Source organism: Aliiroseovarius sp. YM-037 (genome assembly GCF_048060095.1).
In the GTDB taxonomy this organism is placed as follows: domain Bacteria; phylum Pseudomonadota; class Alphaproteobacteria; order Rhodobacterales; family Rhodobacteraceae; genus JBLUOA01.
In genome coordinates this window covers 1-20,120 of record NZ_JBLUOA010000007.1, presented here as the reverse complement: position 1 = coordinate 20,120, position 20,120 = coordinate 1, and the positions used below count along the sequence as shown (strand labels likewise).

At 60.5% G+C, this 20,120-nt stretch carries 18 protein-coding genes; 14 read left to right on the top strand and 4 right to left on the bottom strand.

Going from position 1 to position 20,120, the window contains the following annotated elements:
- From ACEWPJ_RS16955 to ACEWPJ_RS16945, 3 genes are read right to left on the bottom strand one after another with little or no spacing between them, the layout of a single operon-like run.
- Positions 1 to 855 (bottom strand): SDR family NAD(P)-dependent oxidoreductase, encoded by an 855-nt coding sequence (locus tag ACEWPJ_RS16955; protein ID WP_238372678.1) that lies wholly within the window; start codon positions 853 to 855, stop codon positions 1 to 3.
- A gap of 11 nt (positions 856 to 866) precedes the next feature.
- Positions 867 to 2,066, bottom strand: coding sequence for an acyl-CoA dehydrogenase family protein (locus tag ACEWPJ_RS16950; protein ID WP_027238772.1), 1,200 nt, complete (start codon positions 2,064 to 2,066; stop codon positions 867 to 869).
- 15 nt (positions 2,067 to 2,081) lie between these two features.
- Positions 2,082 to 3,296 (bottom strand): acyl-CoA dehydrogenase family protein, encoded by a 1,215-nt coding sequence (locus ACEWPJ_RS16945; protein ID WP_051360508.1) that lies wholly within the window; start codon positions 3,294 to 3,296, stop codon positions 2,082 to 2,084.
- Positions 3,297 to 3,457: 161 nt separating this feature from the next.
- Here ACEWPJ_RS16945 and ACEWPJ_RS16940 point away from each other — a divergent pair, with 161 nt between their 5' ends.
- The 5 genes from ACEWPJ_RS16940 to ACEWPJ_RS16920 are packed head-to-tail and all read left to right on the top strand — an operon-like array spanning position 3,458 to position 9,632.
- On the top strand, positions 3,458 to 4,216 hold the full coding sequence (locus ACEWPJ_RS16940) for an enoyl-CoA hydratase-related protein (RefSeq protein WP_316776960.1): 759 nt from the start codon (positions 3,458 to 3,460) through the stop codon (positions 4,214 to 4,216).
- Between the two features lie 21 nt (positions 4,217 to 4,237).
- Positions 4,238 to 6,037, top strand: coding sequence for an acyclic terpene utilization AtuA family protein (locus ACEWPJ_RS16935; protein WP_416514298.1), 1,800 nt, complete (start codon positions 4,238 to 4,240; stop codon positions 6,035 to 6,037).
- Between the two features lie 12 nt (positions 6,038 to 6,049).
- Positions 6,050 to 7,519, top strand: coding sequence for an acetyl-CoA carboxylase biotin carboxylase subunit (locus tag ACEWPJ_RS16930; protein WP_238372676.1), 1,470 nt, complete (start codon positions 6,050 to 6,052; stop codon positions 7,517 to 7,519).
- Positions 7,519 to 8,022: a biotin/lipoyl-containing protein gene (locus ACEWPJ_RS16925; protein WP_273545124.1), complete on the top strand. Its 504-nt coding sequence runs from the start codon at positions 7,519 to 7,521 to the stop codon at positions 8,020 to 8,022. Before ACEWPJ_RS16930 ends, ACEWPJ_RS16925 begins: the two co-directional genes overlap by 1 nt.
- 2 nt (positions 8,023 to 8,024) lie before the next feature.
- Positions 8,025 to 9,632 carry an acyl-CoA carboxylase subunit beta gene (locus ACEWPJ_RS16920; protein WP_238372674.1) on the top strand — a complete coding sequence of 536 codons (1,608 nt, stop codon included), beginning with the start codon at positions 8,025 to 8,027 and terminating at the stop codon, positions 9,630 to 9,632.
- Positions 9,633 to 9,737: 105 nt separating this feature from the next.
- Here the strand turns inward: ACEWPJ_RS16920 and ACEWPJ_RS16915 are convergent, their stop codons facing one another.
- A complete protein-coding gene (locus tag ACEWPJ_RS16915) occupies positions 9,738 to 10,349 on the bottom strand; it encodes a transferase hexapeptide repeat family protein (RefSeq protein ID WP_238372673.1) in 612 nt (203 codons plus the stop codon).
- Positions 10,350 to 10,627: 278 nt separating this feature from the next.
- Here ACEWPJ_RS16915 and ACEWPJ_RS16910 point away from each other — a divergent pair, with 278 nt between their 5' ends.
- The 9 genes from ACEWPJ_RS16910 to ACEWPJ_RS16870 all read left to right on the top strand — a co-directional run bounded on the left by ACEWPJ_RS16910 (position 10,628) and on the right by ACEWPJ_RS16870 (position 20,058).
- On the top strand, positions 10,628 to 11,812 hold the full coding sequence (locus tag ACEWPJ_RS16910; RefSeq protein ID WP_238372672.1) for a lipid-transfer protein: 1,185 nt from the start codon (positions 10,628 to 10,630) through the stop codon (positions 11,810 to 11,812).
- Positions 11,813 to 11,836: 24 nt separating this feature from the next.
- The gene (locus ACEWPJ_RS16905; protein WP_111368597.1) at positions 11,837 to 12,667 is read left to right on the top strand and encodes an SDR family NAD(P)-dependent oxidoreductase; all 831 of its coding nucleotides are present in this window, start codon (positions 11,837 to 11,839) and stop codon (positions 12,665 to 12,667) included.
- Positions 12,668 to 12,847: 180 nt separating this feature from the next.
- Complete coding sequence (locus ACEWPJ_RS16900; protein WP_238372671.1) at positions 12,848 to 13,477, top strand: TetR/AcrR family transcriptional regulator; 630 nt, start codon at positions 12,848 to 12,850, stop codon at positions 13,475 to 13,477.
- 4 nt (positions 13,478 to 13,481) lie between these two features.
- Positions 13,482 to 15,080, top strand: coding sequence for an acyl-CoA carboxylase subunit beta (locus tag ACEWPJ_RS16895; protein ID WP_416514297.1), 1,599 nt, complete (start codon positions 13,482 to 13,484; stop codon positions 15,078 to 15,080).
- Positions 15,081 to 15,090: 10 nt separating this feature from the next.
- Positions 15,091 to 15,885: a crotonase/enoyl-CoA hydratase family protein gene (locus ACEWPJ_RS16890; protein WP_238372669.1), complete on the top strand. Its 795-nt coding sequence runs from the start codon at positions 15,091 to 15,093 to the stop codon at positions 15,883 to 15,885.
- Positions 15,870 to 17,885: a biotin carboxylase N-terminal domain-containing protein gene (locus tag ACEWPJ_RS16885; RefSeq protein ID WP_238372668.1), complete on the top strand. Its 2,016-nt coding sequence runs from the start codon at positions 15,870 to 15,872 to the stop codon at positions 17,883 to 17,885. The genes ACEWPJ_RS16890 and ACEWPJ_RS16885 overlap by 16 nt, the downstream gene beginning before the upstream one ends.
- Positions 17,882 to 19,048 carry an acyl-CoA dehydrogenase family protein gene (locus ACEWPJ_RS16880; protein WP_238372667.1) on the top strand — a complete coding sequence of 389 codons (1,167 nt, stop codon included), beginning with the start codon at positions 17,882 to 17,884 and terminating at the stop codon, positions 19,046 to 19,048. The genes ACEWPJ_RS16885 and ACEWPJ_RS16880 overlap by 4 nt, the downstream gene beginning before the upstream one ends.
- Positions 19,049 to 19,097: 49 nt before the next feature.
- On the top strand, positions 19,098 to 19,664 hold the full coding sequence (locus tag ACEWPJ_RS16875; RefSeq protein WP_067626865.1) for a biotin transporter BioY: 567 nt from the start codon (positions 19,098 to 19,100) through the stop codon (positions 19,662 to 19,664).
- Positions 19,665 to 19,803: 139 nt separating this feature from the next.
- Complete coding sequence (locus ACEWPJ_RS16870; RefSeq protein ID WP_238372666.1) at positions 19,804 to 20,058, top strand: hypothetical protein; 255 nt, start codon at positions 19,804 to 19,806, stop codon at positions 20,056 to 20,058.
- Positions 20,059 to 20,120 lie beyond the last annotated feature (62 nt).

Below are 20,120 nucleotides of genomic sequence, written 5' to 3'. Positions count from 1 at the left end.
TTACTCATTCTTTCCATCTCCGCGTTCGCGTTTTTCGAACATGTCGGGATTGATCATGTCGCGGGCATCGTGGCCCATATGCAGGGTTTCCCCACCGTCCACATAGATATCTTCGCCGGTGATGAAATTCCCCAGATCGGACGCCAGGAAGATGATTGTCCCGGCAATGTCCTCGGCCATACCCATCCGGTTCAGGACCGAGCGGTTAAGCTTCTTCCACTGTTCCGGTGAAATGGGGTAGCGGCCAAGCGCATCGGTCTTGATCGTGCCCGGCGCAACACAGTTCAGACGGATCCCGTATTCGCCCCATTCGGCGGCCAGTGTCTTCATCATGCCGGTCACGCCAGCGCGGGCGGCGACGGTGTGCGTAAAGCCGGTGAGTGCGGTGCGCGCTGAAATGGCGGTGACAAACACGACCGATCCGCCGTTGTCATACATGAAGTGATCGGCAACGGCGCGGGTCATCTGCCATGACCCGATCAGGTTGTTGCGGATCACGGCCTCGAAGCCCTTGTTGGTGATATCGCGGGCGGCAGCGATGTACTGGCCGCCCGCATTGTTCACCAGAACATCGAGCTGACCGTAATGGTCCTTGATCCGTTCCATCGCGGTTTCGATGCTGTCCTCGTCACGGGTATCGCCGGGCACGACAAACGCCTCGCCCCCCGCTGCCCGGATCATCTCGGCGGTTTCCTCCAGCGGCTCTTCCCGGCGTGCAAACAGCGCAAGTCTGGCCCCGCAGGAGGCCATTTCAAGCGCTGTCGCCCGGCCCATACCTGATCCGGATCCCGTGACCAGGGCAACCTGTCCCGCCATGAGATCCGGCGCGTAGCGCCTTGATTTTTCTTCGCTCATGTTTCGACCCCTTAGTTTTTCAGAAGTTCGCCAGAGATGATGAGCTTGCGCACCTCCTGGGTGCCCGCGCCGACCTCGAGCACGCGACCGGTACGGTAGAGCCGGTTCACTTCGGTATCGCGCATATAGCCCGAACCGCCGTGAATCTGGACGGCCTTGTCCAGCACGAAGGATGTCGCCTCGGCGGCCTTGTAGATTGCCGCAGCGGTGAGCTTGTGGATCTCGCCACGCCCGCCTTCGCCCTCTTCAAGGCCCTCACACATGGCCGCGGTACGCAAGGACAGGCTGCGCGCCGCCTCGATCTGGGTGTACATGTCGGCCAGCATCGCCTGCACCATCTGGAAACTGGCGATCGGCTTGCCGAATTGCTGCCGTGTCTTGGCGTAGTCGATGGAAATATCCAGCGCCCGCTGCGCAATGCCCATTGCGTTGAAGCAGACGATGGCACGTTCCAGATCCAGCCCGGACATCGTCACGGCAACGCCGCCATCCAGTTTGCCGACCATATTCTTGGCCGGAACGCGGCAATCTTCGAACACCAGTTCCCCGGTGGGCGAGCCACGGAAGCCCATCTTGTTGAGCTTCTGGGCAACCTTGAAACCTGGCGTGTCGGTTTCAACGATGAAGGCGGAAATTCCCTTGGCCCCTTTTTCCGGCGAGGTCTTGGCATAGACCAGGACCAGATCGGCAATCGGTCCGTTGGTGATGTAGATCTTGGAACCGTTCAGGATGTAGTCGTCTCCATCCTTTTTGGCCGTGGTCCGCATCGAACCGAGCGCGTCAGACCCCGCGCCGGGTTCGGTCAGACCCAGGGCGCCGATCAGCGTGCCGTCGCAAAGGCCCGGCAGATACTTGCGGCGCAGGTCGTCACTGGCGTTGCGATAGATGTTGTTGACGCACAAGTTGTCGTGGGCCACATGGGTTAGCCCGATGGCGGCAGAGGACCGCGAAAGCTGTTCGGTGATGATACAGGCCGAGGTAAAATCCAGCCCCGCACCGCCGAATTCAGGCGGCACGTTCAGGCCCAGATAGCCCATCTCGCCAAGCTTGGGAAAGACCGAAGGCGGCAGGTCATCAGTGTCGTCCATTTCCGCATTCAGATGGTGAAACTCGGACATGAAGAACTTGCCGGCCTGATCGGCCAGAGCCTGTTGCTCCTCCGTCATGAAATGTGTTGGCAAAGCGGTGTCGTTGCGAAGTTGCTTGTTCATGGTTTCGTCCCCCCCTCAGGCGCGCAGAAGTTCTTCGGCAATGATGATCTTGCGGACTTCGCTTGTGCCCGCGCCGATTTCCAACAACTTGTTGGCGCGGAACAACCGGTTGATCTCGGTGTCCTGCATGTAGCCAGAGCCACCATGGATATGGCAGGCTTCGGTCACCGCCTTGTTGAATGCCTCGCCGGCGTACAGACAGGCCGCCGCAGTCAGTTTGTGAATTTCGCCGCGGCCTCCGGCCCCTTTTGGCAGGCCCGTACAGGCGGCCAGCGCTCGATACCCGAAGGCGCGCGCCGTCTCGACCTCGATGTAGATCTCGGCCAGTTTCGACTGCATCATCTGGAAACTTGCGATCGGCTTGCCGAACTGTTCGCGAATTTTGGCGTATTCCAGACCCAGTTCCAGCGCGCGTTCGGCCATGCCAACGCAGACTGAGGCAACCATAGCACGCTCCAGATCCAGCCCGCTCATTACCACCGAAACGCCGGTGTTTTCCTCACCCACCATGGCGGATGCGGGCACGCGGCAATCTTCGAACACCAACTCTCCGGTCGGAGAGCCTCGGAAGCCCATTTTATCGAGCTTTTGCGCCACCTTGAAGCCGGGATTGTCGGTCTCAATGATGAAGGCGGAAATGCCCTTGGCGCCCTTCGATTTGTCGGTCTTTGCGTAAAGCAGAATCACGTCGGCAATCGGGCCGTTGGTGATGTAGATCTTCGAGCCGTTGATGACGTAGTCATCACCGTCACGGCGCGCGGTGGTCGCCATGGACCCAAGCGCATCGGATCCCGCACCCGGTTCGGTCAGACCCAGAGCACCGACAAGCTCGCCCGAGCAAAGGCCCGGTACGTATTTCTTTACCTGCTCTTCGGACCCGTTGCGCAGCAGGTTGTTCAGGCACAGGTTGTCATGCGCGCCATGCGACAACCCCACAGCCGGGTTCCATTTCGAGATCACCTCGGACACCAGCGCCTGGGTGAATTCATCTTGTCCCGATCCGCCCAGCTCCTCGGGAGCGGTGATTCCCAGCAGGCCCAGCTCACCCATTTGCTTGAACAGGTCTTCGGGCCACCATTCTTCCTCGTCCATGCGCGCCTGCAACGGGTGCAGTACCTCGCGCGACACACGATCCACGTGATCGACAATCTGGCGTTGCTCGTCGGTCAACGAATAGTTTGCCCTGATGGCTTCCAGGTCAGCCGCGATAGCCTCACTTTGAGTCGTCATATCATCCTCCCGAGAAATGTCGTTTGTGGCGTTGACCAAAATCAAACACATGTTAGAAAATAGATCAAGCCAAGCTTTTTGCGACCTGACGTTAGAAGGCACGGCGCACAAACTATTTTGGGGGAGCTTCGGAAATGGGTGAGAGCGTTGTTCAATCGCAGATGCGTGGCGACGAAGTTCGTATCACGATTCGACGTCCTGAGAATCGAAATGCCCTAAACCGTGAAGTCGCAGACGGGATCATGGCCGCCATATATGCTGCCGAGAAGGACAGCGATTGCCGTGTGATCGTTCTGACCGGCGAGGGAGATCGCGCCTTCTGCGCCGGCGGCGACATCAAGGCGGGTGCGGACGGTGGTCCGTTCGTTCAGGATCCGGCCGATCCTGATCATTTCGCCGGAAGGTTGTTCGAAACGATACAGGCCTGCCGAAAGCCGACGATCGCGCGTGTCAACGGCGTCGCGATGGGGGCAGGGGCGGGCATTATCTGTGCCTGCGATCTGGCTGTGATGGCGGACCACGCCCGCATCGGAACGCCGGAAGTGAAGGTGGGTTTGTTTCCCATGACGATCGTACCACCCATGATGCGCGTGCTCCCCCGACGCAGGTTGATGGAGATGTTCATCACCGGCGTCCCTCTGACGGCCGAGGAAGCCCTGCAATTCAATCTGGTCAACTATGTGACCGATGCCGCGGGGTTGGACGACAAAGTTGCAGAACTGGTTGCCCAGATTGCTGCGCAGTCGCCGAGCGCGATCCGGCTGGGAAAATACGCCTGTCATGCGATGGAGGACATGACCTATCCGCAGCAAATGCGGTTTGCAGAAACGCTATTGCCCCGCGTTGCACAGACAGAAGATGCGCGCGAGGGCTTTGATGCCTTCATTGCGAAACGCAAACCTGAATGGACAGGCCGCTGATCAAGCGGGGAGGAGAAGCATATGTCAGATCGAAAACTGCGCATTGGATGCGCATCGGGATTTTGGGGCGATACGCCTGAAGCGATCGGTCAACTGGTCTCTAAGGGCGAGATCAACTATCTAGTGTTCGACTATCTGGCCGAGGTGACAATGTCGCTGATGGCGCGTGCCCGCGCCAAGACACCCGAGTCGGGCTATGCGCCGGATTTCGTCAAGGCGCTGGCACCCTGGTTGCCGGACATCAAGGCCAAGGGGATCAAGGTCGTTGCCAATGCCGGGGGCGTGAACCCGCGCGGCTGCCGCGACGCGCTTGCCAAGGCCGCTGCCGAAGCCGGGATCGATTTGTCCATCGGAGTCGTGCTGGGCGATGACCTGTTGCCGAAGGCCGACGAAATTCGCAAAAGCGGTCAGACGGAAATGTTCTCGGGTGTCGAGTTTCCGGGCGACATCTGGAGCATGAACGCCTATCTGGGTGCCCGCCCCATCGCGGCCGCGCTGGATGCCGGGGCCGACATCGTAATCACGGGGCGCTGCGCCGACAGCGCGGTCGCGCTTGGCCCCCTGATGCACGAATACGGCTGGGGCGATGACGACTGGGACAAGCTGAGCCAGGGATCGCTGGCGGGTCACCTGATCGAATGCGGCCCCCAGGGAACGGGCGGCAACTTTACCGACTGGCAGGACGTGCCGGGTTGGGACAATATGGGGATGCCCATCGTCGAGGTGTCGGAAGACGGCAGTTTCGTCATGACCAAGACGCCTGACACCGGCGGGCTGGTCGTGCCCGGATCGGTCGGAGAGCAGATGCTCTATGAAATCGGTGATCCGCGCGCTTACCTGTTGCCCGACGTGATCTGCGACTGGTCCGGGGTCAACCTGGAACAGGTCGGACCCGATCGGGTGCTGGTCAAGGGCGGCAAGGGTCTCGGGCGCACCGACAGCTACAAGGTGTCGGCGACCCATGCAGATGGCTGGCGCGCGGTCTCTACCCTGACACTGGCCGCGATTGATGCACCCGCCAAGGCCGAACGCGTGGCCGAGGCGATCCTGACCCGCTGTCGCCGGATTTTCCGCGATCGCAACATGGGCGATTTCCGGCAGGTCAGCGTCGAAGTGCTGGGCGCCGAGTCCACTTATGGCGCAAATGCGCGCGCCCAGACCCGCGAAGTGGTGCTCAAGATCGGCGCGGTCCATGACGATCGCACCGCGCTGAACATCTTTGCCGGAGAAATCGCGCCCATGGCGATTTCGACCGCGCAGGGTCTGACCGGGTTCTTCGCCGGACGGCCAAAGGTACAGCCGGTGGTCCGTCTGTTCTCCTTCCTGCAGAACAAGGCCGACACCCCCGTCGCAGTCGAGGTCGACGGCAAGGATGTGCCCGTCGCCGTGGCCACCAGTCCAGTCCACCTTGATCCGCCTGCCGCGCCGCCGGCAGATAGCCGCGCGCCCGGTCCGGACGCGATCAAGGTGCGCCTCGTCGATCTGGCTTGGGGACGCTCAGGCGACAAGGGGGATATCGCCAATATCGGCATCCTTGCGCGCAAGCCGGACTACCTGCCATATATCCGCTCGGCTCTCAGCGAAGAGGTGGTGAAAGACTATTTCTCCCATGTCTGCGAAGGCAAGGTCGAGCGGTTCGACCTGCCCGGAAGCCATTCGCTGAACTTCCTGCTGCATGAATCGCTGGGCGGGGGCGGCATCGCCTCGGTCCGCATCGATCCGCAAGGCAAAGGGTTTGCGCAGATGCTGCTTGATATTGAAATTCCTGTGCCGGTCGATCTGGCCGCGCGCGACGGGCTGAACGCCTCGGACCGGAACTAAAAGGACAATACCATGACCATTTCAAAACTCCTGGTCGCCAATCGGGGTGAAATCGCGGCGCGCGTGTTACGCACCGCCAAGGCCCGCGGCCTTGCGACGGCTGTGTTGAGCCACGTCGCTGAACAAGAGGGGCCGGCCCACCTGATCGCAGACGAGATTGTGATGATCGAAGGGCCAACGCCTGTGGCCGCCTATCTCGATATTCCGCAGATTGTCGAGGCTGCAAAGAAAATCGGCGCCGACGCGGTGCATCCCGGCTATGGCTTTTTGTCCGAGAATGCGGCCTTCGTCGCGGCGCTGGAAGAGGCCGGTGTGACATTTGTCGGCCCGACGTCCGAGACCATCGACCTGATGGGCGACAAGGTCCGTGCGCGCGCCTTTGTCGAGGAGCACGGCTTCCCGGTTGCCCCCTCGGCGATCGAGGATGACGATCCGGCGAGTTTTGTCGAACGCGCCCGCGCCGTTGGCTATCCGCTGCTCATCAAACCCTCGGCCGGAGGCGGCGGGAAGGGCATGCGCGTCGTGCGCGAGGATAGCACGTTGGAGACCGAAATCGCAACCGCGCGCCGCGAAGGCCAGCGGTATTTCGGCGACGGTCGTCTGTTCGTCGAATGCTATATCGAACGTCCGCGCCATATCGAGGTGCAGGTGATGGGTGACGGGCAGGGCAACGTGGTCCATTTCTGGGAACGCGAATGTTCGATCCAGCGCCGGTTCCAGAAGATTATCGAAGAAACGCCGTCACCGGCGCTGACCCCAGAACAGCGGGACGAGATATGTGAAACCGCTGCGGGGATTGCCCGCGCCGTCAAATACCGCGGGGCAGGGACCGTCGAATTCATTTATGCGCAGGACGGGGCCTTTTACTTCCTCGAAATGAACACCCGCCTTCAGGTCGAACATCCGGTGACCGAACTGGTGACTGGCTTCGATCTGGTCGCCGAGCAACTGCGCATCGCTGCAGGCGAGGGGCTGAGCGCGACGCAGGCGAATATTCCGCAGACTGGCCATTCAATCGAACTACGCATCTGTGCCGAGGACGCGACGGCCGATTTCCGCCCCTCGATCGGGGATCTCCTGCTGCTGGATGAACCCTCCGGCCCCGGCGTGCGCGTGGACAGCGGCATTCTGGACGGCGGCAAGGTGACCACCGATTTCGACCCGATGCTGTCTAAGCTGATCGTGCATGGCCGCGACCGCGTGGAGGCCATCGCCCGTGCGCGGCAAGCGGTGCAAAACTATGTGGTTCTCGGGGTGACGACCAACACCGGATACCTAGATGCAATCCTTGCACATCCAGATTTTGCCTCGGGCGATGTTTCAACCGGCTTCCTAGCTGAACAATCCGAAACGCTGACTGCACCGGGGGAAGATATCTCTGACCTGCTGATGGCGGCGGCGGCCCTGTCAGACGAACGGCTGGTGAGCGACGTAATGCAAATACCGGAAATGCACCGCAAGATGGGCGGGTGGAGAAACTGATGCAACGGATCTTTCAGATCGACGGAGAAGAGACTGAATGTTGGTTGGGCCATGATGGCAGCCGGTTCGTACTTAATACCCCCAATGGTACTGTTGCCTGCCAATTGGACCCGACGGGCCTGCCGGGCGGTTATACGTTGCGGGCTAAGGGTGTTGTCCGCGAATTGCGACTGGCCGTGGGGCCGGAAGCAACTTTTGTGCACATGAACGGCCGCACCTACGAAGTCGGGCGGGTTGATCCCGCCGAGCGCCTGGCTGGAAGCGATGGTGGCACAAGCGATGATCGGTTGGTCGCGCCTATGCCCGGAGTCGTGGTGTCGGTCGCGGTCAAACCCGGCGATACAGTTGAAGAAGGCCAGCCGCTTTTGGTTATCGAAAGCATGAAGCTGGAAACCACACTGACGGCGCCACGCGACGGGGTCGTTGCCGAAATGCCATTCGCCGAAGGCGACAGTTTTGGGCTGAAAGATATCCTGGCCCAATTGGCCCCGGAGGAGAAGTGAGAATGCGCAGGATTGAAAGTCTGATCGATACCAACGCCGCCGACTACAAGGCAAATTATGCCGCCATGTCCGAGCGGCTGAAGGAATTTCACGCCCGCCAGCACGCGGCGCGTTTCGAACGCCCGCAACGCGACATTGACCGCCTTGAGCGGCAAAACAAGCTGGGCGTGCGCGAACGGCTAAAACTGCTGCTGGACCCCGGCACACCGTTTCTGGAATTCTCCACCCTCGCAGCCTGTCGCGAATATGACGGAACAGTGCCGGGTGCCGCCGTGGTTACGGGCATTGGCATCGTGCAGGGCCGCGAGGTCGCTATTCATGCCAATGACGCCAGCGTCAAGGGCGGTGCCTGGTATCCGCATACCGTGAAAAAGGTCGTGCGCCTTCTGGATGTCGCGCTGGAGAACCGGTTGCCGGTCGTCCATATCTGCGACAGCGCCGGCGGTTTCCTGCCGCTGCAACATGGCGTCTTTCCCGACCGCTATCTGGGCGGGCGGGTGTTTCGCAACCAGGTCAAGCTGAGTCAGGCCAATATCCCGCAGATTGCTGTGGTCGGCGGGCATTGCACCGCAGGCGGTGCCTATGTACCTACGCTGAGCGATTACAACATCATCATCGAAGGCACTGGGGCGATTTTCCTTGGCGGTCCCCCGCTGGTCAAGGCGGCCACCGGCGAAGAGGTCGGTGTTCAGGAACTTGGTGGGGCGGTTATGCATACCTCGGTTTCGGGCACCGGCGATTATCGTGCCGCGACCGAACAGCACGCCTTTTCACTGGCGCGCGAGATTGTCAGCCAATGGAAACGCACACCGAAAACGATCATCGAAACTGCTTCCTATGAAGAGCCTTACTACGAGCCGAAGGAGCTTTACGGGATCATTCCCAAGGACCGGAAAACCCAATTCGACATGCGCGAGGTTCTGGCCCGGGTCGTGGACGGTTCGCGCTTTCACGAATACCAGCCCGACTACGGCACCACGATGATTTGCGGTTATGCCCATATCTGGGGCTACAAGGTCGGCATCCTTGCCAACAACGGGGTGCTGTTCAACGACAGCTCGCTCAAGGCGGCGCATTTCATTCAGCTGTGCAACCAGAACCGTACGCCTCTGGTCTTTTTCCAGAACATCACCGGCTATATGGTGGGCCGCGAATACGAAGAACGCGGCATCGCCAAGGACGGCGCCAAGATGCTGATGGCGCAGGGCGGCTCGGTCGTGCCGAAGTTTACCGTGATCGCCAATGCCTCTTACGGGGCAGGCAATTACGGCATGTGCGGACGGGCCTGGGATGCACGCACGCTGTTCATGTGGCCGCAGGCCGAAATCGGCGTGATGGGTGCGGATCAGGCTGCCAATACCATGGCCGACGTCAAGATCCGGCAGCTTCAGCGCGAAGGCAAAGAACTGAGCGAGGAAGAAATCGCCGCGATCCGTGATCCCGTGCTGGAGAAATTCCGCCGAGATGTCGAAGCCTATACCTCGACCTCGGAATTGTGGGACGATGGCATCCTTGACCCGGCGGACACACGCAATGCGCTTGGCATGTCGATTTCCGCCTCGCTGAACGCGCCGATCGATGATCCGCACTACGGGATCTTCCGGCTGTAACTGTACGAGGGACGGCACACCGAGCTACGGAGTGCCGTACCCTATCAAGGCGTTACGATCTGGCGCTTTCGGAATCCGAAGAAATCCGTCCCGAGACCGGACAGGTCAGGACGACGTCCGCCGCGCCTCCTGAATGGAGACGACGTCAGAGGCGGCGATCTCGGGCCGGTCGGCCTCGACCACCTTCAGCGGCTCGACGGGCATCAATCCGACCAGACAGTCACGCGCGAGTTGCCGGTATTCCGCCGTGCCGCGAGTCTTCCAAGCGACTTCTTTCTCGCTGACCTCGCGGATCACCTTTGCCGGAGATCCGACCACCATCGAACGGGGCGGAATGACGGTTTCGCCTCGCACAAAAGCCTGCGCGCCAACGATTGATTCCGCCCCAAGCTCAACGCCATCCATGATGACGGCGTTCATACCGACCAGAGCATTCCGGCCCACAGTGCAACCGTGCAGGATCGCGCCGTGACCGATATGACCGTCGGTTTCCACCACTGCGTCGCGGCCGGGAAAAGAATGGATGATGCAGTTGTCCTGCACATTGGCGCCATCACCGATCACGATCCTGCCGAAATCGCCCCGCAGGCTTGCTCCGGGTCCGATGTAGCATCCATCACCCAGGATGACATTTCCGATCAGAACGGCCTGAGGATGGACATACGTATCCTCGGGAACAACAGGTATAAACCCCTTGAATTCATAACAATACGCCATTCTCTTTCCCTTTCGTAGTCTGGGTGTCGCTGGTTTCAGGAAACAAGCAACAAACGTTCATCGTCCGTCTTGCCGGAATTCAAAGGCCTAAAATGTATTGATTTCCAGAACCCGCAGTCAAGAAAAACTAACATACGTTAGAATCCAACGCAAGCACCCGACGTCACGGCGTGAAGATGTTGACAGTTCCCAAGGTTAGGATCTAAATTCTAACAAATGGTAGAAATTGGTTTGGCAGCGCGTTCAGAATAGCCGGACGAAACATGGGAGAGAGAGAAATGACAGGCAAAGCCTATGTCGTCGGCGTCGGGATGGTCCCGTTCCAGAAGCCGGGAAAATCCGAGAGCTACGATGTGATGGCAACCGCGGCGACCCGATCCGCTCTGGCCGACGCGGGTCTGGACTACGAAAAAGTCCAACAGGCCTATGTGGGCTATGTCTATGGCGACAGCACCTGTGGACAGCGCGCCTTGTACCATGTCGGAATGACCGGCATCCCAGTTGTGAATGTGAACAACAATTGCTCGACCGGGTCGTCTGCCCTGTTCCTGGCGCGTCAGGCCGTGGAAAGCGGGGCGGTGGAATGTGCTCTGGCGCTTGGGTTCGAACAAATGCAACCCGGCGCAATCGGCGCGATGTATCATGATCGGGTCAGCCCGTTTGCGGCTTTCGACGAAGAAACCGACGATCTGGTTGGCAGTTCGGAGATCCCACTGGCACTGCGGTACTTCGGCGGTGCGGGCAAGGCGCATATGGACGAGTTCGGCACGCCTCTTGAGACCTTCGCCAAGATCCGCGCCAAGGCCAGCCGCCATGCGGCCAAGAATCCGGTGGCCCTATTCCGTCAGGAAGTGACGGCGGAAGACGTCATGGCTGCGCAGGTGGTCTGGCCCGGCGTCATGACCAAGCTTATGGCCTGTCCGCCAACCTGTGGCGCAGCCGCCGCGATCATCTGTTCCAAGGAATTCGCCGACAAGCACGGACTGGACAGTTCGGTTCGGATCGCGGCGCAGGCCATGACAACGGACGGTCCGGAAACCTTCGAAGCCCATGATATGCGCGAGGTGGTCGGCTTTTCGATGGCCAAGCGCGCCGCCGATCAGGTCTACGAGGCTGCGGGCATCGGGCCCGAAGACGTGGATGTGGTCGAACTGCACGACTGTTTCGCCCACAACGAACTCATCACCTATGAGGCGCTTGGCCTTTGCGGCCGAGGTGAAGCTGCGAAGTTTGTTGATGATGGTGACAACACCTATGGCGGAAAATACGTGACCAACCCGTCGGGCGGTTTGTTGTCCAAAGGTCATCCTCTTGGGGCGACCGGCCTTGCGCAATGTACCGAGCTTGTCCAGCAGTTGCGCGGGCAGGCTGATGCGCGCCAGGTCGATGGCGCGCGCCTGGCACTTCAGCACAATCTGGGCCTCGGTGGGGCCTGTGTCACCACACTTTATGAGAAAGCCTGATAGCGCCTTTCGGGAGGAATTAATATGACTGGAAAACTCGACGGGCGTGTTGCCCTGGTCTCGGGTTCGGGCCGAGGCATTGGCCGCGAAATCGCACTCAAACTGGCCTCGGAAGGGGCCCGGGTAGTGGTCAACGATCTGGACGCCGACCCGGCCAATGAAGCCGCTGAAGCTATCCGCGCCGCTGGCGGCGAAGCGGTGGTCTGCGCCGGCAGCGTGACCGAAGACGGTTTTGCCGAACGGTTCATCAAGACGGGCGTCGACAGCTTCGGAGGACTCGACATCATCGTGAACAACGCCGGCTACACCTGGGACAGCGTCGTTCAGAAGATGACCGACGAGCAGTGGCAGGCGATCATCGACGTTCACATGACCGCGCCCTTCAAGATCCTGCGCGCCGCCCAGCCGGTAATCAGCGCCAAGGCCAAGGAAGAGGCCGCCGCCGGAAAGGAAGTGTTCCGCAAAGTGGTGAACATTTCGTCTATCGCCGGCACTGGCGGTAACGCGGGGCAGATCAACTATTCCGCCGCCAAGGCCGGCATACTGGGTGTCACCCGGACGATGGCCAAGGAATGGGGCCGCTACAAGGTCAACGTCAATGCCGTGGCCTTCGGCCCGATCCGCACCCGTCTGACGGAGGGCAGCGCGGACGGTGACAGCACGATCAAGGTCGAGGAAAAAGAGATCAAGGTCGGCGTCAACCCTGATCTTCTGTCCCAGATGGAGCGCATGATCCCGCTGGGTCGGGTCGGTACTCCAGAAGAGGCTGCTGGTGCTGTCTATCTGTTCTGCTCACCCGAATCGAACTTCATCTCGGGCCAGCACATCATCTGCGGTGGCGGCTTCGTGATCTAAGGCATTTGCCCGGACCCGATGACGGGGTCCAGGCAAGCACATTAATGTCTGGGCGGCCTCATGGCGGTCGCCCATGCGGAATTTCACGCAAACTCTAATCTGGCACGATCACGACGATTGACTCACTTGCGTTATTCACCTAACGGTCGTTAGTTAGACGTTGGGGCGAAACGAAGATCTATGGCACAAAACACGGCAAGCAAAGTCAACGAGACATCGCGCAGCGCAGTCGGACGGGACGGGGTGCTCGACATTGCCGCGCGGCTTTTCCGCGAACAAGGCTACGGGTCCGTTTCGCTCCGAAAAATTGCCGAGGCCGCCGGGATCAAGGCGGGTAGCATATACTATCATTTCGGTTCCAAGGACGAGATCGTCGTGGCCGTTCTTGATGCAGGGATTCGAGTCGTTCACGCGAGCATGAGAGACGCCATCACCGATCTGCCAGCCGATACCGACGGCGAAACGGTACTGCGCGCCGCGATCCGGGCGCATCTGCGCGCGCTTCTTGATGTGAGCGATTATACGTCGGCGAATGTGCGTATTTTCGGGCAGGTGCCGCAATCCGTGCGGGATGCCAACTTGCCCACGCGACGGGCCTATGAGGCCGAGTGGGACAGTCTTCTGTCCCAGCTTAAGAAAGACGGCACGCTGAAGCAAGACGTCGATATCCGCCGCCTGCGCCTGATGCTGATCGGTACATTGAACGCCACGCTCGATTGGTTCGACCCGGACCGCGGTAGCGCCGATGCGTTGTCACACACCTATGCCGATGTGTTCCTCAACGGGATACTCCAAAGACAGGATACCTGACTTCATGGCACGTCTTGAAACAGCGGTGCTGACCGCATCAGAGACCTACACCCTCAACCACGCCGCACAAAGCGAGCGCGTCGAAACGCTGCGCGCGCGGATCGCCGAAGCAACGGCTGGCGGCCGTCCCGACATGGTCGCGCGGCATCGCAAGCGCAGCAAGCTGTTGGTTCGCGAACGGATCAACCTGCTGGTGGATCCGGGCACTGCGTTTCTTGAGCTGTCGTCGCTTGCCGCCTACGGTCAATACGGAGGCGAGGTGCCCGGTGCGGGGATCGTGACCGGTATTGGGATCGTCCACGGGCTGCCCTGCGTTGTGATCGCCAACGATGCGACAGTGAAGGGTGGTTCTTTCTATCACGAAACCGTGCAGAAACACATTCGCGCCCAGGAAATCGCGGCGGAAAACCGGTTGCCCTGCCTCTATCTGGTGGACTGCGGCGGGGCCTATCTGCCTGAACAGGACAGGGTCTTCCCCGATGCTCGCCATTTCGGCAATTCCTTCTATCGCCAGACCAACATGTCGGCCAGCGGTCTTCCGCAGATCTCGGCCGTGTTCGGCGGCTGCACGGCGGGCGGGGCCTATATTCCCGCCCTGTCGGACGAGGTCATCATGGTGCGCGGCAACGCGCGCATCCATCTGGGCGGGCCGTCGATTGTCAAGGTGGCGATCAACGAAGAGGTCGATGGCGAAACGCTGGGCGGGGCCGAGATGCATTCGCGTGTCTCCGGCGTATCCGACCACCTGGCCGAGGACGAGCACCACGCGCTCGCACTGATGCGCGACATTGTGGCCGAGCTTGGTCAGTCGCGCCCGATTCAGGCAGACGAGGTGCCCCAGCCGCCTGCGCGTGATCCGTCCGAGCTGCTTGGCGTCATCAGCGCCGACCGCAAGGAGCCCTACGACATGCGCGAGGTTCTGCTGCGCATGATCGACGCCGGCGAATTCCGCGAGTTCAAGCCCGGATGGGGTGAAACATTGGTTTGCGGCACGGCACGGATCCACGGCTATCGCGTGGGTATTCTGGCCAACAACGGGGCGCTTCTGTCCGAAAGCTCGCTCAAGGGCGCGCAATTCGTATCCATGTGCGATCAGCGGAACATCCCGCTTGTTTTCCTGCACAACATTTCCGGTTTCATGGTCGGCACCGACGCCGAACGCGGTGGTATCGCCAAAGACAGTGCCAAGCTGGTCTATGCCATGTCGGTGGCCAAGGTGCCGCGCCTGTCGGTTTTGCTGGGGGGCTCATACGGGGCGGGAAATTACGGCATGTGTGGACGGGGTTTCGCTCCGAATTTTCTCTTTGCCTGGCCAACGGCAGAATTGGCTACCATGTCCGCCGACATCGCCACCAATGTGATGCTGGAACTGCGCCGCCAGAAGGGGGGTGACCCAGACAAAATGGAGGCCGACATGAAGCTGATCGAAGAGCAGGTGCGCGCCCAGTATGGTGAACAATCCGATCCCTATTATGCCACCTCGCGGCTTTGGGATGACGGGCTGATCGAACCCGCGCAAACCCGCGATATCCTTGGCCTGTGTCTGGCCATTGTGACGTCGGTGCCCGAAGTCGGTCGTCATACGCCTGTTTTCAGAATGTGAGGCCGACGCCATGTCGACCACTTATCAAACCATCCTTGTCGAAACCGATGCGCGAGGAGTTGCCACTGTCGCGCTCAACCGCCCGGACAAGCACAACGCGCTGAACGGCACGCTGATCGCCGAGCTTTACGACGCGGCCCAGAAGTTGGCCGCGGATGAAAGTGTGCGGATCGTGGTCCTGACCGGCATAGGAAAAAGCTTCTGTGCAGGCGGCGATTTCAACTGGTTCGCTTCGAATGTCGAGAAAAGCCGCGCCGAGCGGGTCGAACAAAGCGCTACCTTGGCACGGCTTTTGCGCCGTCTTGACACGCTGCCCAAGCCCTTGATCGGGCGGATCAACGGCCCAGCCTATGGTGGCGGTGTCGGTATGATCTCCGTCTGCGACTACACCGTCGGTGCCGAAGGCGCGCGCTTCGGTCTAACCGAGGTCAAACTGGGCCTGCTGCCCGCGAATATATCGCCTTACGTGGTGGCCCGCATCGGCAAGGTGCATTCGCGTGAAACCATGCTGTCGGGCGCGTTGTTCGACACGGCCCGCGCCGAGAGGATTGGACTATTGACGGAAGTTGTCGCGCCCGACGGTCTGGACGCCGTGGTGGACCGTGTGGTGCACGATCACCTTCAGGCTGCGCCGGGTGCAGTGGCCGATACCAAGGCGCTGATCGCCTATGTCGCATCGCACGATCTGGAGACCAATATGATCTACACCGCCGACCGGCTAGCCGATGCGTGGGAGACTGAGGAAGGTATCGAGGGCATCAATAGCTTCATTGACAAGGACATTCCGTCATGGCGGGTGAAATGAGCTTCGCCCGCGTTCTGATCGCCAACCGGGGCGAGATTGCCCGGCGCATCCAGCGCGGGTGCCGCAAGCTGGGATTGGAAAGCGTGGCAGTGTTTTCGGATGCAGACCGCGAAGCGCCCTTCGTGGCGGAGGCCGATCACGCCGTCTGTATCGGCGGGGCCGCGCCTGCGGACAGCTACCTGAACGTCGAGGCCATTCTGGACGCCGCGCGCGCGACCGGCTCAGGGGCAGTGCATCCGGGCTATGGCTTCTTGTCGGAAAATTCCGGTTTCGCCGCAGCGGTCGAGGCGGCGGGCCTTGTGTTCATCGGGCCTTCTGCCGCTGCAATCGCACGGATGGGAAGCAAGATCGAAGCCAAGGCCGCCGCCGAGGATGCGGGAGTTCCTGTGCTGCCCGGCTATCGCGGCGAAGATCAGTCCGACGCACGATTGCTGGAAGAGGCGCGCATGCTTGGCACCCCGTTTCTGGTTAAGGCCAGCGCCGGTGGGGGCGGGCGCGGCATGCGGCTTGTTTCTGATCTGAGCGGCGCGTCTGAAGCAATCGCATCTGCCCGGGCCGAAGCGCAAGGTGCCTTCGGCGATCCCGCAGTGTTCCTTGAGCGCTACGCGCCTCGTGCGCGGCATGTCGAAGTGCAAGTGTTCGGCGACAGCCATGGCAATGTCCTGCACCTCGGTGACCGCGACTGTTCGCTTCAACGCAATCATCAGAAGCTGATCGAAGAAGCCCCTGCTGCCGATCTTCCCGAGGCCCTTCGCGACGAAATGCGCGCAGCATCTGTGCGACTGGCGCAGGCGATAGGTTATCGGTCCGCTGGGACGGTTGAGTATCTTTATGACTCCGAGCGCTGCGAGTATTACTTCCTTGAGATGAACACCCGCCTTCAGGTGGAACATCCGGTGACCGAGGCCATCACCGGCATTGATCTGGTCGAATGGCAGTTGCGTATCGCGCGGGGCGAGACCCTGACATTGGCGCAATCGGATGTGCAGTTTAACGGCCACGCCATCGAAGTGCGCATCGCCGCCGAGAACCCCGCCGAGAATTTCCGCCCCGAAACCGGCAAGATCACCCTTTGGGCGCCGCCTGCTGGCATGCGGCTCGATAGCGGCGTCGCGGCTGGGTCAATCGTCAGCCACCATTACGATTCGATGTTGGCCAAATTGATCACCCATGCGCCGGACAGGGCGGGGGCAATCCGTCAGGCCATTGCTGCGATTGATGCCTTTGTGGTGGGCGGCGTCGGGTTGAACCTGTCTTATCAGCGGGCGCTGTTGAACCATCCTGATTTTCATGCCTTCCAGCATCATACCTCGGGCCTTGCCGAGTTGTTCCCGGATGGCTGGGCAGAACCGACGCCCAAAGCCGAGGACGCGGGCCTCGCCGCCATGGCGCTGCATCTGCACCTCACTCCGGCAGGCGCATCGCCTTGGGACAGCCTTGGATCTTGGCGGCTCACGGCCCCTGCGGGACTGCCCGGCGCTGCGTTCTATTGGAGCGCATCCGAGGAAGATCCGATCCGCGTGACCCAAGCCGGAGCGGGGCTAACCGCCAAATTGCCAGACGGCCAGAACATCACAACCGAAACAGTCACCTTGACCGGAGACCGTCTGAGCGGACGCATCGACGGCGTTCCGTTTTCGCGCATCGCCCATGTCGTGCGCGCGCCGGGTCACTGGCGGGTGCACCTGCAAACCCCTGCCGGAATGACTGCGACAGACCTGCGTACGCTGGAAGATCAGCATCTGCAACGTGCCACCGGCGGATCTGGCGGCGCTGACATGTTGTCGGCGCCCATGCCCGGCGCCGTTGCCGAGGTACGTGTCGCGCTCGGCGACCGCGTCGAAGCCGGTGACACGCTGGTGGTGCTGGAGGCCATGAAGCTCTTGCAAAGCCTGCCCGCGCCGGTCGCGGGCGTGGTGACAGAAATCTATTGTGCACCAGGCGATACGGTCGCCGGGCACGCCCCACTTATCAAACTCGACCCGGAGGAAAACACATGACCAGACAAGACACCATCACCGCGGCCACCGGCCCGTTCAACGAAGACCTCAACATGATCCGCGACCAGCTGCGCCGGTTCATTGAAACCGAAGTGACCGCTAAGGCGGAGCCCTGGGAAGAGGAGGGCATGGTGCCCCGTGACGTGCTGCGCCGGATGGGCGATCTCGGCGTGCTGGGGATGCGCTATGACAAACAATATGGGGGTGCGGGGCTGGACGTGGTGTCCAGCGTGGTACTGGCCGAAGAGGTTGGGCGGTCTACCTTCGGCGGGTTCTCGGCCACGGTACTGGTCCATACCGATATGGCCTCGCCGCATCTGGAAAATGCCGGCACGCCGGAACAGAAGGCGCGCTGGATGCCATCGATCGTATCGGGCGAAAAGATCACCGCCGTGGCCGTGACTGAACCGGGCGCAGGATCGGACGTGGCTGGCATGCGTACCCGCGCGGTGCAGGACGGGTCGGACTGGGTGCTGAACGGCACCAAGATGTTCATCACAAACGGCGTGCATGGCGACCTCTACTTTGTCGGTGCCAAGACCGATCCCGATGCAAAGGGTTCCCGCGGGATCACCATGTTCGCGATCGAAAAGGGTACGCCGGGCTTTTCGGTCGGTCGGGCGCTGAACAAGACCGGCTGGCTGTGCTCGGACACTGCCGAGCTGATCTTCGAAGATGTCCGCATCCCGGCCGAAAACGTTTTGGGCGAGGTCAACCGCGGCTTCTATTCGGTGATGAAGAACTTCCAGAACGAACGCATCGTGCTGGGTGCGATGGCCTGTGCCGAAGCGCAATCCGCGCTGGACATGACAGTGGAATACGTCAAGCAGCGCAAGGCCTTTGGCGGTGTTCTATGGGAAAAGCAGGTGGTGCGCCAGCGGCTGGCAGACTGCCAGACGAGGATCGCGGCGGGACGGCAGCTGGTCTATCATGCCGCAGGTCTGGACGCGGCGGGCCACGATTGCGTGAAGGAGGTCTCGATGGTCAAGGCCTATTGCGGCGAACTGGTAAACCGCGTGCTCTACGACTGCGTCCAGTTTCACGGCGGCATGGGCTATATGCGCGAAACCCCGGTTGAACGCATGTCGCGCGATGCCCGTGTACAGGCCATCGGCGGCGGGGCGAGCGAGGTCATGTTGGAAGAAGTCGCCAAGCGCATGTGAGCTTACCCATCCGGCAAATCGACGATCTACAGAAACAAGGACGAAACAGATGAATTTGGAAGCCACTCAACGCCAACCATTCGCAAGACTGACCCGAGAGATCTCAATAATACTCATCGGCACAATACTTCTGACACTATCCGCCAAAATCGCGGTGCCGTTCTACCCGGTACCGATGTCAACACAAACCCTGGTGGTGTTGGGTCTCGGCCTTTTCCTGGGGCCGGTGCGCAGTAGTCTAGTTGTTGTTGCATACCTTCTGGAAGGTCTGTTTGGCCTGCCGGTTTTTGCTGGCACGCCTCCCGCACCGGCGGGTCTGGCCTATTTTGCGGGTCCCACTGGCGGATTCTTGATTGGGTTTGCGCTCGCGGCGGCGGCTGCAGGATGGATGGTTCAAAAGCTGGCAGGGCTTCCGCCTTCAATCAGAGCATCTGTAGCGGTCCTCTCCGGTTCGATACTTATGTATTGCGCAGGGCTATTCTGGTTGGGTGGCTTTGTCGGCTATGGCGAAAAATTGCTGAACGCCGGGCTTTACCCGTTCCTGCTTGGAGACCTGACGAAGGCAGCAATTGCTGTAGTGCTGTATACAGGTTTCCATAATCGGGGTCACGCTTGACTGCTGGGCTTTGTTGCCTTGTTCCAGCGCCGGTTCTGACCGGCGCTGGACGCCAGCCCGAGGCTTCCAAAGCTATGCAAAAGCAAACGGCGGCTTTGCAAGTCCCAGACTTTTCACTGTCAGAAAGTGGTCGTATTCAATGACAAAACGCAGCATGTTTCACACAGAGCCGGAACCGTGTCGCGCGCGTGCAGAACAGGTGGCCGAGGGAATCCTGAGGATCGTTGCGAGCAATCCAGGGAAGATGACCTATCACGGGACGAACAGCGACATCATTGATACACCTGACGGTCGGTTCATTCTCGATCCGGGTGCAGCAGAAGACAGTGCACATTTCGAAGCAATTGTCGAGAATCTGGGAGGCAACCCGGCCGGAATTCTAAAGCGTTTCTAAATTAACTTGAGGCATACCCGGCAGCCTTGAAGTAGTTCCAGCATTCGGTTGGATCATAGAGT

Bases quoted from the DNA above. Each gene is read 5' to 3' on its own strand.
- ACEWPJ_RS16895 (WP_416514297.1), top strand. From the start codon at position 13,482: ATGGCACGTCTTGAAACAGCGGTGCTGACCGCATCAGAGACCTACACC.
- ACEWPJ_RS16930 (WP_238372676.1), top strand. From the start codon at position 6,050: ATGACCATTTCAAAACTCCTGGTCGCCAATCGGGGTGAAATCGCGGCG.
- ACEWPJ_RS16945 (WP_051360508.1), bottom strand. From the start codon at position 3,296: ATGACGACTCAAAGTGAGGCTATCGCGGCTGACCTGGAAGCCATCAGG.
- ACEWPJ_RS16940 (WP_316776960.1), top strand. From the start codon at position 3,458: ATGCGTGGCGACGAAGTTCGTATCACGATTCGACGTCCTGAGAATCGA.
- ACEWPJ_RS16880 (WP_238372667.1), top strand. From the start codon at position 17,882: ATGACCAGACAAGACACCATCACCGCGGCCACCGGCCCGTTCAACGAA.
- ACEWPJ_RS16920 (WP_238372674.1), top strand. From the start codon at position 8,025: ATGCGCAGGATTGAAAGTCTGATCGATACCAACGCCGCCGACTACAAG.
- ACEWPJ_RS16910 (WP_238372672.1), top strand. From the start codon at position 10,628: ATGACAGGCAAAGCCTATGTCGTCGGCGTCGGGATGGTCCCGTTCCAG.
- ACEWPJ_RS16900 (WP_238372671.1), top strand. From the start codon at position 12,848: ATGGCACAAAACACGGCAAGCAAAGTCAACGAGACATCGCGCAGCGCA.
- ACEWPJ_RS16925 (WP_273545124.1), top strand. From the start codon at position 7,519: ATGCAACGGATCTTTCAGATCGACGGAGAAGAGACTGAATGTTGGTTG.
- ACEWPJ_RS16870 (WP_238372666.1), top strand. From the start codon at position 19,804: ATGACAAAACGCAGCATGTTTCACACAGAGCCGGAACCGTGTCGCGCG.
- ACEWPJ_RS16935 (WP_416514298.1), top strand. From the start codon at position 4,238: ATGTCAGATCGAAAACTGCGCATTGGATGCGCATCGGGATTTTGGGGC.
- ACEWPJ_RS16890 (WP_238372669.1), top strand. From the start codon at position 15,091: ATGTCGACCACTTATCAAACCATCCTTGTCGAAACCGATGCGCGAGGA.
- ACEWPJ_RS16885 (WP_238372668.1), top strand. From the start codon at position 15,870: ATGGCGGGTGAAATGAGCTTCGCCCGCGTTCTGATCGCCAACCGGGGC.
- ACEWPJ_RS16875 (WP_067626865.1), top strand. From the start codon at position 19,098: ATGAATTTGGAAGCCACTCAACGCCAACCATTCGCAAGACTGACCCGA.
- ACEWPJ_RS16905 (WP_111368597.1), top strand. From the start codon at position 11,837: ATGACTGGAAAACTCGACGGGCGTGTTGCCCTGGTCTCGGGTTCGGGC.
- ACEWPJ_RS16955 (WP_238372678.1), bottom strand. From the start codon at position 855: ATGAGCGAAGAAAAATCAAGGCGCTACGCGCCGGATCTCATGGCGGGA.
- ACEWPJ_RS16950 (WP_027238772.1), bottom strand. From the start codon at position 2,066: ATGAACAAGCAACTTCGCAACGACACCGCTTTGCCAACACATTTCATG.
- ACEWPJ_RS16915 (WP_238372673.1), bottom strand. From the start codon at position 10,349: ATGGCGTATTGTTATGAATTCAAGGGGTTTATACCTGTTGTTCCCGAG.